Here is a 13,959-nt window from a genome sequence, read left to right on the forward strand (position 1 = left end):
TCTGGCCTCAAACCAGAGTGCCGTAAATCGTCAGCAACGCCACCACGACCACGATCGCCAGCGATGTCTTCTTGGCCATAGAAACAGCGGCTTTTGGCGTTTTAATTTTGTCGTGGTGCGGCTCGCGCGCCAGCGAATATTGCGCAAGCTGGGTCAGCACCTGGTATTGAGAAGAGTGACGGTCTGCAAGCGTTGCAAACCATGCCGGCAAGGCTTTCTCTCCGTGTCCAAGCAAGGCGTAAGCCACGCCAACTAAACGTACCGGCACCCAGTCAAGCACATGTAAAATAGCGTCGATACCCGAGAGCAAACGCTGATGCGGCGTATGGTGACGCGCAAGCCAGCTTTGCCACGCGCGCAGGAAGGCATATCCAGCAAGCGTAACCGGCCCCCACGCTCCTCCGACGATAAACCAGAAAATCGGCGCAAGATAGAAGCGGAAGTTAATCCACAGCAGCGCATTTTGTAGCTCTTTAAGATATTCGCGCTCGTCGCAGTCAGGCGGCACGCCGTGGATAAGCGTCAGTTCGCTAGCCATCGCATCGCGCGCGTGAAGATCGTCGTGACTTGCGGCCTGCAAATAAGCGTGATAATGCAGACGAACCTGCCCTGCCCCGATACACAACACGCCAAGCGCAATCCAGAACACCAACAGCGGAATATTAAAGAACAGCCCCTGCAAAGCGCGCACGCAAAGGAAAACAACCAGCATGCAAAGCGCCGTCATCAAAATCGTGCGCAGCATAGAAAAGTGTTTTACCCGCCGGAAAATAACCTCCAGACGGTGATCGAACTGCCAGTGCTCGCCCATCTTAAACAGGCGCTCCCAGAGCGTGACCAGTAAGAGTGTAAAAAGCGTCATGTCATCTCCTTATTCGACATAGACTCCACGGACTGCCGAAAACGACGCCAGTCGAAAGAAGGTCCAGGATCGGTTTTACGCACAGGCGCGATATCGCAATGGCCTGTCATGTTATCGGCAATTGAAGGATATTGCTTAATTAACAAGCAGGTAAGCGCGGTTAGCTGCTGATATTGCTCGTCAGTGTAGGACAAGGTATCTGTACCTTCCAGCTCAATACCGATGGAAAAATCGTTGCAGCGCTCTCTTTCCTGATAAACCGACACCCCCGCATGCCAGGCGCGTTTATCAAAAGGAACGTACTGGACAATTTCACCGTCGCGGCGGATCAAACAATGCGCGGAAACTCGCAAATGGGCGATGTCAGCAAAATAAGGATGAGCGTCAGGATCAAGCTGACCGGTAAATAATGCATCAATCCAGGGACCGCCAAATTCACCCGGCGGCAGACTGATGTTATGCACCACCAATAAAGAAGGGTTTTCGTCTGCCGGTCGGCAATCGAAATGTGGGGAAGGGACATGCTTCACGCCCGCCAGCCAGCCGTCTAAAAGCCGCATGCGTGGTTCTCCTCAATAGTGGTACTCGACGTCGCATCAGAGTAGCATGTTTCGACATTAACTTAGCCATTTCGGAGTTTTATCATGCCGCCCCGCCGTTATAACCCAGACCGCCGACGTGACGAGCTTCTCGAACGCATCAGCCTTGATATTCCGCAGGCCGTCTCCCTCGCCCTGCGTGAAGATCTCGGTGGTGAAGTCGACCCTGACAAAGACATTACCGCTCAATTGTTGCCAGAAAATCATACTTCTCATGCGGTGGTTATTACCCGTGAAGATGGCGTTTTTTGCGGTAAACGTTGGGTTGAAGAGGTCTTTATCCAGCTAGGCAAAGATGTTCAGGTGAAATGGCATGTGGAAGATGGCCAGGCGGTAACCGCAAACCAGCCGCTTTTCGAGCTTGATGGCCCATCCCGCGTGCTGTTAACCGGCGAACGTACCGCGCTCAACTTCGTGCAAACCCTCTCTGGTGTAGCAAGTGAAGTTCGTACCTGTGCCGATCTGCTGGCGGGAACAAACACGCAACTGCTGGATACGCGTAAAACCTTACCGGGATTGCGCACGGCCCTGAAATACGCCGTTCTTTGCGGTGGCGGCAGCAACCACCGTTTAGGGTTATCCGATGCGTTTCTGATAAAAGAAAACCATATAATTTCCTCCGGCTCGATTCGCCAGGCGGTAGAAAAAGCTTTCTGGCTACATCCGGACGTACCGGTAGAAGTAGAAGTGGAATCTCTGGATGAACTGGAACAGGCGCTCAAAGCCGGTGCGGATATCATCATGCTTGATAACTTCAACGTTGAGCAAATGCGCCAGGCTGTTGCGCTGACCGCAGGCAAAGCACGGCTGGAAGTTTCCGGTAACGTCACGAAAGAAACGCTACGTAAATTTGCTGAAACGGGGGTCGATTTTATCTCTGTAGGCGCGCTCACCAAGCATGTCCGCGCCCTCGACCTTTCTATGCGTTTCCGCTAAGCCTTTCTTTTAAGATGGGTCAAAAGACCCATCTTTCCTCTGTTTTGCGAAGCTGCTCGCGTCATTACTATCCGCTTTTGCAAGCTAATTAAACATTCCGGAAAGTCTCTTCCCGATCCACTTTTTACTTCTCGCAAGCCGTGACCCGGCCTGACAAAGTGTCGCCACTTTCCTAAGGAGCGACCTATGAACAGGCAAAAAGGATTTACCCTCATTGAGCTGATGGTAGTGATTGGCATCATCGCAATTCTGAGCGCTATCGGCATTCCTTCCTATCAGGGCTATCTGCGCAAAGCGGCGCTCACCGATATGCTGCAAACCTTTGTACCCTACCGAACGGCAATTGAACTCTGCGCCATAGACAAAGGCGGAGTCGCTGCGTGCAACGCGGGGGATAACGGTATTCCCTCAGAAAAAAACAGCCGTTACATCAGCAGCATGCAAATTGAAAAAGGCGTGGTAACGCTTATCGGCCAGGAAACGCTCAATGGGTTAACCGTGGCGTTAACGCCGGTATGGAAAGATGCGGAAGGCGTTGAGAACTGGAAGCGCAACTGCCGCGTAGCGGCCGGCGGCTCCCTCAAACAGGCATGCGAAGAGGTTTTTCGCTTTGAGAGTGAAACCTCTACCGAGGAAGAATAACCATGTCCAGCCATCAGCAGCTCCTCGCCTTGTGTGCCCAATATCATGCCGTACTGCTTGAAGAAGAGAGTCATCGGTTGCGCATTGCCGTGGCGCCTAACCCACCGATACAGTTATTCGAATCATTACGCTTTATCTGCGATAAAAATATCGACGTTGAATACTGGTCCGCCGAGCGTCTGGAGAAGGTCAAGCATCTCTCCTTCTCCCCCCGTTCTGAGGAGGACCAGGAGAACGGGCACTCTGTCGTTACGCTACTAAGCGAAACCCTGCAAAAAGCCATTCAGCTACGAGCCTCAGATATCCATTTCGAACCTGCGGAGGAACATTACAAGGTCAGATTACGTATCGACGGCGTGCTACAGCTACAGCCCCTACTTTCCGCAAGCCTTGCTGCTCCGCTAACGGCGCGGCTAAAGGTATTAGGCAATCTCGATATTGCGGAGCGTCGTCTGCCTCAGGATGGGCAAATGGACGTGGACACCGCCAACGGCAAGGTCTCATTCAGGATTTCCACTCTTCCCGTACGGTACGGGGAAAAGGTGGTTCTGCGTTTGCTCCAGCAAAGCGAACAGCCGCTGGAGCTTGCCGCCCTTGGGATGTCCTGCGAAAACCACCGCTTTTTCGAGGCCGCGCTGGCTCATCCGCAGGGCATGATTCTGGTTACCGGTCCTACCGGAAGTGGGAAAACCCTCACCCTATATAGCGCTCTTAACACGCTGAATCAGCCGGGCACCAACGTATGCAGCGTTGAGGATCCGATTGAAATACCGTTGCCGGGCCTGAATCAGACGCAGGTGAATATCAAGGCCGGGCTGTCCTTTCAGGGCGTGCTTCGCGCGCTGTTACGACAGGATCCAGATGTGATCATGGTCGGTGAAATCAGGGATAGCGAAACAGCGGAAATTGCCATTAAAGCAGCCCAGACGGGGCATCTGGTGTTATCCACGCTGCATACTAACTCAACCATTGAAACCGTAATTCGTCTTGAGCAAATGGGCGTTGCGCGCTGGATGCTGGCTTCAGCGCTTAAGATGGTGGTCGCGCAGCGTCTGGTTCGCAAGCTATGTCCTCATTGCAAAAAGCAGAAGCACGAAAAGCTCTCTTTGCCCGCGCAGATTTGTCCCGAGCCGCTACCGGACTGGCAGCCCGTCGGCTGTGAACGCTGCTATGGCGGGTATTACGGACGCGCTGCGCTGTTTGAAATCCTGCCGATTGAAAACACCGTCCGGGCGGCAATCGCCTCGGGAACCCATACCGCAGAGATGGAACGGCTTGCCCGCGAGCAAGGTATGGTCACGCTGTTTGAAAGCGGCTGCCGGGCGGTATCAAAGGGGCTGACCACGCTCAAAGAGATCTACCGTGTGCTGGGAGTGCCCCATGGCTAAATTTTTGGTCTGGAGCTGGCAAGCCATAGATCCGCTGGGGCAACTCAGCGAGGGTTCGATGCTCGCGGATAATCGCTCGTCCGTAGAAGCGCAGCTTTTTGCGCAGCAGTTACAGTTACTCAGCGCCCGTAAGCATACCGGCAGCCGCAGTGGATGCTGGCATATCCAGCAAAAAATACAGCTATTTCGTCAGCTGGCGACCCTTCTTCAGGCAGGCATCCCCCTCGCTGACGGGCTGGTGCTGATGGCAAAACAGCATCAGTATCGGGAATGGCGTGCTTTACTTCTGCGCATTGAACAACAGGTTTCACAGGGCGTTTCTTTTTCGGACGCGCTTCGTCAGTGGCCAGGGATCTTCCCACCGCTCTTTATCTCGCTTATTCATATAGGGGAACTCACGGGAAAGCTTGATGAATGCAGCCGCAGGCTGGCGGACCAGCAGGAGCAGCTTTATTGTCTGCATAAAAAAGTGATGAAAGCGCTGCGTTATCCGTTGTTTATCCTGGCCGTTGCTTTAGCGGTCACTGCTGGCATGATGGGGTTTGTTCTGCCCGAATTCGCCGCCATTTACCGCTCCTTCAATGCATCATTGCCAGCTATCACGCTTGCGGTTATGGCGGTTTCAGACTGGGTGACGACCCAAGGCGGATGGTGGCTACTTGTGGCTGTTATCGCTACGGCTTTCTGGCTCACGTTGCGCAAAAATCATCCACGCTGGAAAGAGTATGAACAAAAGCTTCTGCTTAAAATCCCTCTTGTCGCCCCGCTATGGCAAGGGCAAATACTTAGCCAAATTTATACCACCCTGTCGCTCTCGCAACAGGCCGGCATTCCACTGCTGCAAGGACTGACTGCGGTCGAACAAACGTTAACGCCCCTGCTGTGGAAAAAGGTGCTTACCCGTTTAGCCTCTCAGGTAGCACAAGGTACACCCTTCTGGCACGCCGTAGATAGCGCCGGTTGCTTTACACCTTTATGTTCCCAGTTGATACGTATCGGCGAAGAATCAGGAGCGCTGGATCTGATGCTGGAAAGGCTGGCTATCTGGCATCACGATCACACCCAGGAACTGGCGGACACGCTCGCGGCTGCACTTGAACCTGTCATGATGATAACAATAGGGATAATCATCGGTACGCTGGTCCTTGCCATGTACTTACCGATTTTTCAGTTAGGGGATGCGATGAGCGCGGGATAATGGCGCAGCGGGCGCTGCGCCACAGACAGCTTAAAGACTGTTAAAAACGCGGTTTTCTTGCTCCGCTACGCGGATAAAAGTGGTGCGTTTGGTCAGCTCTTTCAAACGAGAAGCGCCTACATAAGTACAGGCAGAACGCAGACCGCCGAGGATATCTCGCGCGGTGTTCTCAACCGGCCCACGAAGTGGCAGCTTAACGGTTTTACCTTCTGCCGCACGGTACTGAGCAACGCCGCCGACGTGGCGAGTCATTGCTGACTCAGAACTCATGCCGTAAAACAGCATAAATTTCTCGCCGTTCTCTTCAACCAGGGTGCCGCCGCTTTCTTCATGGCCTGCCAGCATACCGCCCAGCATGACAAAGTCTGCGCCGCCGCCGAAAGCTTTAGCAACGTCGCCAGGCACGGTGCAACCACCGTCGCTGACGATCTGGCCGCCAAGGCCATGAGCCGCATCAGCGCATTCAATGACGGCAGAAAGCTGCGGATAGCCAACGCCGGTTTTCACTCGGGTGGTGCATACGGAGCCCGGGCCAATGCCCACTTTAACGATATCCGCACCAGACAGGATCAGCTCTTCGCACATTTCGCCTGTCACCACGTTACCGGCACAGATAGTTTTGTCCGGCCAGGCTTCACGGGCTTTGCTGACAAACTGGGCGAAGTGTTCGGAATAACCGTTTGCCACATCGATACAAATGAAATTCAGGCCAGCATGCAACGCCAGAATCTGCTTTGTTTTAGTGAAGTCAGCGTCGGAGGTGCCGGTTGAAACCATCACGTGGCGCAGTACACTCTCAGAAGAGGATTTAACAAACTCGCTCCACTGTTCAACAGAGTAATGCTTATGAACCGCAGTGAGGATATCAAAGGAAGCCAGCGCTTGCGCCATGCCGAAGGTACCCACTGTATCCATGTTAGCCGCGATGATCGGCACGCCAGACCATGCAATAGCGGAATGTTTGAAAGTAAACTGGCGCTCAAGCTCTACGTCGGAGCGGCTTTTCAGAGTGGAACGTTTCGGGCGGATAAGAACGTCTTTAAAACCTAACTTCAAATCTTCTTCAATACGCATATTGCAGATTCCTGGTAAATGGCGATGGACGCGGGAACGTTATCGGCGACAGCTCTAAATAATTCGAACTGCAGGAAGGCGGCAAATTCATAAATCCCCGGAAGCTTATTTCAATAAGTGATCGGGGTGAGGGAATGCAGCCAACGCACCTGCAGCTTGAAGAATGACAAGCGTGCAACTGCCAACTCCAGTGACGCTATCATACGCACTAATAATGGCTCTGCAAGACTGCGAAAACAGTCTTTTTTACGCTACAATCGTTTAAATTTACCTGAGAAACGCTGAAATAATACGCAGGCAGGAAACACTGCTCTTTCTGCCCCGTTCTTTCTGTTTATAAACTCAGGATGAAAGATGATTTATCTGGCTGATTAAACGAGATTTAAGGTTCGGCGCTTATGGTTTATACGGTGGCATTAACGGGCGGGATTGGCAGCGGAAAAAGCACCGTCGCCAACAGTTTTTCCCGATTAGGCGTCACCGTCGTCGATGCCGACGTCATTGCCCGCCAGGTTGTTGAACCCGGCCAGGCTGCCCTGAACGCGATTTCTGAACGTTTTGGCAAAGAAATCCTCCTTCCGGATGGTTCTCTTAACCGAAGAATACTGCGCGAAAAGATCTTTTCTTTCCCTGCGGAAAAACGGTGGCTGAATAGTCTTTTACACCCGCTGATTCATCACCGCACCCAAACTGAGATCGGCAATGCCCTTTCTCCTTACGTGTTATGGGTAGTTCCGCTATTGGTTGAAAACCAACTGCAGCAGAAAGCGGATCGCGTTCTGGTTGTTGATGTCTCGCCAGAAATACAAATCGCACGTACCATTGAGCGCGATAATGTCAGCCGACAGCATGCGGAGCAAATCCTTGCTGCTCAGGCGACCCGCGAAGAGCGGCTGGCCGTTGCTGATGATGTCATTAATAACGACGGTTCCCCCGAGAGGGTAGCCGCGCATGTTGATCGTCTGCACCGCCAGTATCTGGAACTGGCGAGGCAGGCCGCACAACAGGATAAAGAATAATGAGCACTCAAATCCTTTTTGAGCACCCACTGAATGAAAAAATGCGTACGTGGCTGCGTATTGAGTTTCTCATCCAGCAGCTGCAGGCTTCTTTGCCGATAGATGGAAGCTCCAGCGCGCTGCATTTCTTCCGCAATATCGGCGATCTGCTGGATGTCTTTGAGCGCGGAGAAATTCGCACGGATATTCTTAAAGAGCTTGAGCGCCAACAACGTAAATTGCTGACCTGGTCTGAAGTACCGGGTGTGGACAGGCAACGCATTGATTCTCTGCGTAGTCAGCTAAAAGAACATGGCAGCGTGCTGATGTCCGCGCCACGTATTGGTCAGGCTTTACGTGAAGACCGCCTAATTGCCCTTGTTCGTCAGCGCTTAAGTATTCCCGGCGGCTGCTGTAGTTTCGATCTGCCGACGCTGCATATCTGGCTGCATCTGCCGCAGGCGCAACGGGATGAACAGGTAAGCTTCTGGCTGGCAAGCCTGCAACCCCTGACACGGTCGCTGGAGTTGCTGCTTGATATCATTCGTAACTCAGCCCCGTTCCGTAAACAAACCAGCCTGAATGGCTTTTATCAGGATAACGGTGATGATGCCGATTTACTGCGTCTGCAGTTAGATCTGGCCTGGCAGCTCTATCCGCAAATTTCCGGCCATAAAAGCCGCTTCGCGATCCGCTTCCTGCCGCTGGACAGCGAGCGTGGAGCTATCCCTGAACGCCTCGATTTTGAACTGGCGTGCTGTTAAGGAGAGAAGATGTCTGAGACTACCATTGTCAATTGCCCAACCTGTGGCAAAGCCGTTATCTGGAACGAAACCAGCCCATACCGCCCGTTTTGCAGCAAACGCTGCCAGCTTATCGATTTAGGCGAATGGGCCGCAGAAGAGAAGCGAATCCCAAGCAGCAGCGATCTTTCCGATAGCGACGGCTGGAGCGAGGATCGGTAGCCTTAAGGGCTGCCAGATACATTCTCGTACCGGCGCCTTCTGTTGTGCTCAGGCCCCAGAAATCACCTTTTCCGGGGCCTGTAGCGAGTAAGCGGTCTTAAGGCTGCTGTAGTTTTTGGATAACGGGTTCGTTCGCGGGCGGAAAATCTGCCGCCACAAGTTCGTGCTGTGCAATCCATTCTCCTGGCTGCCCTTCTTTGCCCCACGGCTCGCCTTCCCAGCTTTCTACCAGGAAAAACCATAGCGTGATGTGCCTGTCCGGGAACTGATATGCCAGCGTCTCGAACTGGGTATAACGCGTCGCGGTGATTCCCGTCTCTTCCTGTAGCTCACGAACCAGCGCCTGCGCGGGCGTTTCGCCTGCTTCAATCTTCCCACCGGGAAACTCAAGTTTATTCGCCATGTGAGCATCGGCCGCACGTCGGGTAATAAATATCTCGCCTTGTGGATTGCGAACGATCCCGACGGCAATTTGCAGTTGTTTCATTTTTGTTCAGGTGCTCCATAAAGAAAAGGCGCAGCAAGCTGCGCCTTTTTAATACTATCGTGCTTAGCTCAGACGGCCATGGCACTGTTTGAATTTTTTACCGGAACCGCAAGGACACGGATCGTTGCGGCCTACTTTACGCTCGCCAGTTTCCGCTGCTAAAGCAATGGCCGCCTGAGTATCGTCATCGACGTGGCTCAGTTGCTGCATTTGAGCCAGGCGCTCAGCTTCTTCACGGCGCTGTTGCTCCATTGCTTCAACCTCTTCCGGCATCCGCACCTGAACTTTGCTCAGGGTGCTGATTACTTCATATTTCAGTGATTCAAGCATGGCGGCAAACATGGCGAAAGATTCACGTTTGTATTCCTGCTTAGGATCTTTTTGCGCGTAGCCACGCAGGTGAATGCCCTGACGCAGGTAGTCCATTGCGGCCAGGTGCTCTTTCCACAGCGAATCCAGCGTTTGCAGCATCACGCCTTTCTCGAAGTGACGCATCATCTCGGCGCCAACCACTTCTTCTTTGCGCTGATAAACTTCGATAGCATTTTGCAAAATACGCTCACGCAGCGTCTCTTCATGCAGCTCAGGCTCTTTGTCCAGCCACTCTTTAATCGGCATCTCAAGGTCGAAGTCGTTTTTCAGACGATCGACAAGGCCGGTCACATCCCACATTTCTTCCAGAGACTGCGGTGGGATATGCGCATCAATCGTGGTTTTGAACACGTCTTCGCGGATGCTGCTGATGGTTTCGCTTACGTCGCTTACGTCCAGCAGTTCGTTACGCTGGGTATAGATAGCACGGCGCTGGTCGTTGGCAACGTCATCGTATTCCAGCAGCTGCTTACGAATATCGAAGTTCCGGCTTTCCACCTTACGCTGTGCGTTGGCGATGGCTTTGGTTACCCACGGGTGTTCAATCGCCTCACCTGGCTTCATACCCAGTTTACGCATCATATTAGACACGCGGTCTGAGGCGAAAATACGCATCAGGGCATCTTCCATAGACAGGTAGAAACGGGAAGAACCGGCATCGCCCTGACGACCAGAACGGCCTCGCAGCTGGTTATCGATACGGCGTGATTCGTGACGTTCGGTACCGATGATATGTAAACCGCCGGATGCCAGCACCGCTTCGTGACGCACCTGCCAGTCAGCTTTGATCTGCGCGATTTGCTCGGACGTCGGATCGACAAGCTCGGCCACTTCCGCCTGCCAGCTACCGCCCAACACGATATCCGTACCACGACCCGCCATATTGGTTGCGATGGTTACGGCGGCAGGATAGCCCGCCTGAGCAACAATGCCCGCTTCGTTGGCGTGGAACTTGGCGTTCAGGACGTTGTGCTTAATACCCGCTTTGGCCAGCTCAGCAGAAACCACTTCGGATTTCTCGATAGAGATGGTCCCCACGAGGACCGGCTGGCCGTTCGCCGTCCGCTCTTTAATGTCCTCAATGATAGCGCCGATTTTGTCCATTTCGGTCATGTAGACGAGATCCGGCATGTCCTTACGGATCATTGGACGGTTGGTCGGGACCACGATGGTATCGAGTTTGTAGATAGAACTGAATTCGAACGCTTCGGTATCTGCGGTACCGGTCATACCGGCCAGTTTCTCATACAGACGGAAATAGTTCTGGAAAGTAATGGAAGCCAGCGTCTGGTTCTCGTTCTGAATATCCACCCCTTCTTTTGCTTCCACAGCCTGATGCAGACCATCAGACCAGCGACGGCCCTGCATAGTACGGCCCGTGTGTTCATCCACGATGATGACTTCGCCATCCTTAACGATGTAGTCAACGTCGCGAGTAAACAGCGCGTGCGCACGCAGCGCTGCCGTAACGTGGTGCATCAACATGATGTTGGCTGGAGAATAAAGGGACTCACCTTCTTCCATGATGCCTTCACGTACCAGCAGTTCTTCAACCAGCACCAGACCGCGTTCGGTAATATTTACCTGGCGTGATTTCTCGTCCACGGAGAAGTGACCTTCGCCCTGGAAAGTGTCGGAATCTTCTTTTTCCTGACGGATCAGCTCGGGAATGATGGTATTTACTTTTTTGTACAGCTCGGAGCTGTCTTCGGCCGGCCCGGAAATAATAAGCGGAGTACGAGCCTCATCAATCAGGATGGAGTCAACTTCATCCACCAGCGCATAGTGCAGCTTACGCTGGACGCGTTCTTCAGGGCTGAACGCCATGTTGTCGCGCAGGTAATCAAAGCCGTATTCGTTGTTAGTACCGTAGGTGATATCAGCAGCATAAGCCTCACGCTTAGCGGGCGCTGGCATCCCCGGCAGGTTGATACCCACGCTCAGGCCAAGGTATTCGAACAGCGGACGGTTGTTTTCCGCATCACGCTGGGCCAGATAGTCGTTGACGGTGACTACGTGAACGCCTTTACCGCTCAGTGCGTTCAGGTAAGCAGGCAACGTCGCCGTCAGCGTTTTACCTTCACCGGTACGCATTTCTGCGATGCAGCGATCGTTGAGCACCATACCGCCGAGCAGCTGTACGTCAAAGTGACGCATACCGAATACGCGCTTACTTGCTTCACGCACCACGGCGAAAGCTTCAGGTATTAACGTTTCCAGCACCGCGCCTTTTTCCAGACGGGCGCGGAACTCATTGGTTTTAGCTTTCAGCTCATCGTCAGAGAGCTTTTCCATTTCCGGTTCCACGCCGTTGATCATGGACACCACTTTGCGCATACGGCGCAATGAACGATCGTTACGACTGCCAAAGACTTTAGTTAATAGTTTGGTTAGCATAATAAATTCTCAAACGCCTGCATCAGAGCAGATCTACAGATAATGTTATAATTTAAAGAGATTTTTTTAGCTGAGACGTTGGGGTCCGGCGCGGATGCCCTGCACCTGGCCTACCCACATTGCGGTACTGAATACCGCAACAGCAGGACGCTGCCAGAGTGAGATATGGCGAACAATAACGGGAGGCTTGCTTTCGTGGGTTAATAACGCGTTGAGCGTATCCAGTAAAGCGAGGTGCTGCGCCTGAAGCGGTATATTCTCTTGTGCTACCGGCAGCGCTTGTGGTGCCATAGCGAAAGAAAGATGGCGGATTACGGTACGGATGGCATGCTGATGCCAGTAATCCACGGTAAAGGACGGGCGGCGGGTGCTTTCCTGCAATAATGCCAGGCTATCGAAGCTAGCCTGGTTAAGATAGTCCTGACTGCTGGCAGAGGTTTCCGCAGGCGCATTATGACCGGTATTTCCGCTTAGCGCAGGCATGCCAAAACTCGCCGCGACCATCCCTAACAAGAGATGCGGCCAGAAATAACGTCTGCCAAATTGTCGCCAACGATTTAGAATACTAATCACTTTTTCCGCCGGAGCTTATAGTATGCGCGATAGTCGCCCGCAATCCTTAGATAATCTGTTCGACGATGCCGGTGCTCAGAGCGTGTTGCAAAACGTGCAACAGCGCGCGACAGCCTTACTACGGCTCAACCGGGCAGTGAGAAGCATCCTGCCTGCTCAACTGCATCCCTGGTGCCGGGTCGCGAACTTCCGCCAGGGGATCCTCGTACTTGAAACGGCGAATGCCAGCTGGCTGATGCGGTTACGCTACGAACAAGCCACGCTGCTGAGTGCATTGCGCGCACAAATACTACCATCATTGACGTCAATCGACATCAGGATTAATCCAACGCTTGCAGCAATTGGCAGGGATTCCGTACAAGAAACCAGCACTCAAACACAGAGCGGGCAATTTGAGGTCAATCGGGAATTAAGCGAGCAGAGCGCGGAAGCGTTACGGGAGGTGGCTAAACGTAGCCCGGAGAAACTTAGAGCGGCAATAGAACGACTGGCTTCGTTGGCCGGAGAGAGTACCAACAAAAACCAGTCGTAATCGAGAGCTTAGGTTACGCCAGCACCATGGTTGGTGCTTTGAATGCCAGCGGAAGTTCTGCGTCGTCTTCAAAGGTTGCCCATTCCCAGGCTTCCTGCTTCGCCAGAACCGCCTGCAGCAGTTTATTGTTCAGCGCATGACCCGATTTATAGGCGGTAAACGCGCCGATAATATTGTGGCCACACATGAACAGGTCACCGATAGCATCCAGCATTTTGTGACGAACGAATTCATCTTCAAAACGCAGGCCGTCTTCGTTCAGTACGCGATAATCGTCAACAACGATGGCACAATCGAAGCTGCCGCCCAGGCACAGGCCGCGGGACTGCAAATATTCGATATCACGCATAAAGCCGAAAGTACGGGCGCGGCTGATCTGGCGCATAAAGGCTTCTGCAGAGAAGTTCATGCTGTAACGCTGGGTGCTGGCATCAATCGCCGGATGGTTAAAATCGATGGTAAAGTCCAACGAAAAACCATTATACGGCCTGAATTCAGCCCATTTATCGCCATCTTCAACACGAACCGTCTCTTTGACGCGCACAAATTTCTTCGCGCTGTTCAACTCGTCGATACCGGCATCAAGGAGCAGGTAGACAAACGGCGCCGCGCTGCCGTCCATGATCGGGATTTCTGGCGCATCGACTTCAACAATAATGTTGTCGATGCCCAGCCCCGCGAGGGCAGCGTTAAGGTGCTCAACGGTAGATATCCGCACATCGTGCTCGTTCACCAGGCAAGTACAGAGCATGGTATCACGCACAGATTTGGCATCTGCCGGAAAGTCTACCGGAGGATTCAAGTCGGTACGACGATAGATGACCCCGGTATTGGCCGGCGCAGGGCGCAACGTCAGTGTGACCTTTTTGCCGGTATGTAAACCGACGCCGGTCGCCTGAACGATACGTTTAAGTGTCCTTTGTTTGATCATCGTAT

At 53.0% G+C, this 13,959-nt stretch carries 15 protein-coding genes; 8 read left to right on the forward strand and 7 right to left on the reverse strand.

The window, feature by feature from the left end; genetic code table 11:
* Positions 1-7 precede the first annotated feature (7 nt).
* Positions 8-862 carry a beta-lactamase regulator AmpE gene (gene ampE, locus E2L00_RS10810; RefSeq protein WP_167611026.1) on the reverse strand — a complete coding sequence of 285 codons (855 nt, stop codon included), beginning with the start codon at positions 860-862 and terminating at the stop codon, positions 8-10.
* Positions 859-1,422, reverse strand: coding sequence for a 1,6-anhydro-N-acetylmuramyl-L-alanine amidase AmpD (ampD, locus tag E2L00_RS10815; RefSeq protein WP_167611029.1), 564 nt, complete (start codon positions 1,420-1,422; stop codon positions 859-861). The genes ampE and ampD overlap by 4 nt, the downstream gene beginning before the upstream one ends.
* 84 nt (positions 1,423-1,506) lie before the next feature.
* On the opposite strand from ampD, the gene nadC reads away from it, so the two are divergent.
* From nadC to hofC, 4 genes are all read left to right on the forward strand, one after another.
* Entirely contained in the window at positions 1,507-2,397 is an 891-nt protein-coding gene (gene nadC / locus E2L00_RS10820; protein WP_167611032.1) for a carboxylating nicotinate-nucleotide diphosphorylase, read from the forward strand.
* Between the two features lie 186 nt (positions 2,398-2,583).
* Positions 2,584-3,039 carry a prepilin peptidase-dependent pilin gene (ppdD, locus tag E2L00_RS10825; protein WP_167611035.1) on the forward strand — a complete coding sequence of 152 codons (456 nt, stop codon included), beginning with the start codon at positions 2,584-2,586 and terminating at the stop codon, positions 3,037-3,039.
* Between the two features lie 2 nt (positions 3,040-3,041).
* Positions 3,042-4,427, forward strand: a complete 1,386-nt coding sequence (gene gspE / locus E2L00_RS10830; protein ID WP_167611039.1) for a type II secretion system protein GspE — start codon at positions 3,042-3,044, stop codon at positions 4,425-4,427.
* The gene (gene hofC, locus E2L00_RS10835; protein WP_167611042.1) at positions 4,420-5,625 is read left to right on the forward strand and encodes a protein transport protein HofC; all 1,206 of its coding nucleotides are present in this window, start codon (positions 4,420-4,422) and stop codon (positions 5,623-5,625) included. The genes gspE and hofC overlap by 8 nt, the downstream gene beginning before the upstream one ends.
* Before the next feature lie 30 nt (positions 5,626-5,655).
* On the opposite strand, the gene E2L00_RS10840 is transcribed toward hofC, so the two are convergent.
* Positions 5,656-6,699 (reverse strand): GMP reductase, encoded by a 1,044-nt coding sequence (locus tag E2L00_RS10840; protein WP_167611045.1) that lies wholly within the window; start codon positions 6,697-6,699, stop codon positions 5,656-5,658.
* Positions 6,700-7,097: 398 nt separating this feature from the next.
* On the opposite strand from E2L00_RS10840, the gene coaE reads away from it, so the two are divergent.
* The 3 genes from coaE to yacG are packed head-to-tail and all read left to right on the forward strand — an operon-like array spanning position 7,098 to position 8,662.
* Positions 7,098-7,718: a dephospho-CoA kinase gene (coaE, locus tag E2L00_RS10845; RefSeq protein ID WP_167611048.1), complete on the forward strand. Its 621-nt coding sequence runs from the start codon at positions 7,098-7,100 to the stop codon at positions 7,716-7,718.
* A complete protein-coding gene (gene zapD, locus E2L00_RS10850; protein WP_167611051.1) occupies positions 7,718-8,461 on the forward strand; it encodes a cell division protein ZapD in 744 nt (247 codons plus the stop codon). The genes coaE and zapD overlap by 1 nt, the downstream gene beginning before the upstream one ends.
* Positions 8,462-8,470: 9 nt before the next feature.
* On the forward strand, positions 8,471-8,662 hold the full coding sequence (gene yacG / locus E2L00_RS10855) for a DNA gyrase inhibitor YacG (protein ID WP_167611055.1): 192 nt from the start codon (positions 8,471-8,473) through the stop codon (positions 8,660-8,662).
* Between the two features lie 97 nt (positions 8,663-8,759).
* Here the strand turns inward: yacG and mutT are convergent, their stop codons facing one another.
* The 3 genes from mutT to secM form a co-directional block, all read right to left on the reverse strand.
* Positions 8,760-9,149 carry an 8-oxo-dGTP diphosphatase MutT gene (gene mutT / locus E2L00_RS10860; RefSeq protein ID WP_167611058.1) on the reverse strand — a complete coding sequence of 130 codons (390 nt, stop codon included), beginning with the start codon at positions 9,147-9,149 and terminating at the stop codon, positions 8,760-8,762.
* Between the two features lie 63 nt (positions 9,150-9,212).
* Entirely contained in the window at positions 9,213-11,918 is a 2,706-nt protein-coding gene (secA, locus tag E2L00_RS10865) for a preprotein translocase subunit SecA (protein ID WP_167611062.1), read from the reverse strand.
* Between the two features lie 66 nt (positions 11,919-11,984).
* Entirely contained in the window at positions 11,985-12,491 is a 507-nt protein-coding gene (secM, locus tag E2L00_RS10870; protein ID WP_167611065.1) for a secA translation cis-regulator SecM, read from the reverse strand.
* Positions 12,492-12,513: 22 nt separating this feature from the next.
* On the opposite strand from secM, the gene E2L00_RS10875 reads away from it, so the two are divergent.
* Positions 12,514-13,023 (forward strand): DUF721 domain-containing protein, encoded by a 510-nt coding sequence (locus E2L00_RS10875; protein ID WP_167611068.1) that lies wholly within the window; start codon positions 12,514-12,516, stop codon positions 13,021-13,023.
* 13 nt (positions 13,024-13,036) lie between these two features.
* Here the strand turns inward: E2L00_RS10875 and lpxC are convergent, their stop codons facing one another.
* Positions 13,037-13,954: a UDP-3-O-acyl-N-acetylglucosamine deacetylase gene (gene lpxC / locus E2L00_RS10880; protein WP_167611071.1), complete on the reverse strand. Its 918-nt coding sequence runs from the start codon at positions 13,952-13,954 to the stop codon at positions 13,037-13,039.
* Positions 13,955-13,959: the final 5 nt, after the last annotated feature.

The sequence above is a fragment of the Cedecea colo genome (assembly GCF_011808225.1).
Taxonomy (GTDB): Bacteria; Pseudomonadota; Gammaproteobacteria; order Enterobacterales; family Enterobacteriaceae; genus Dryocola; species Dryocola colo.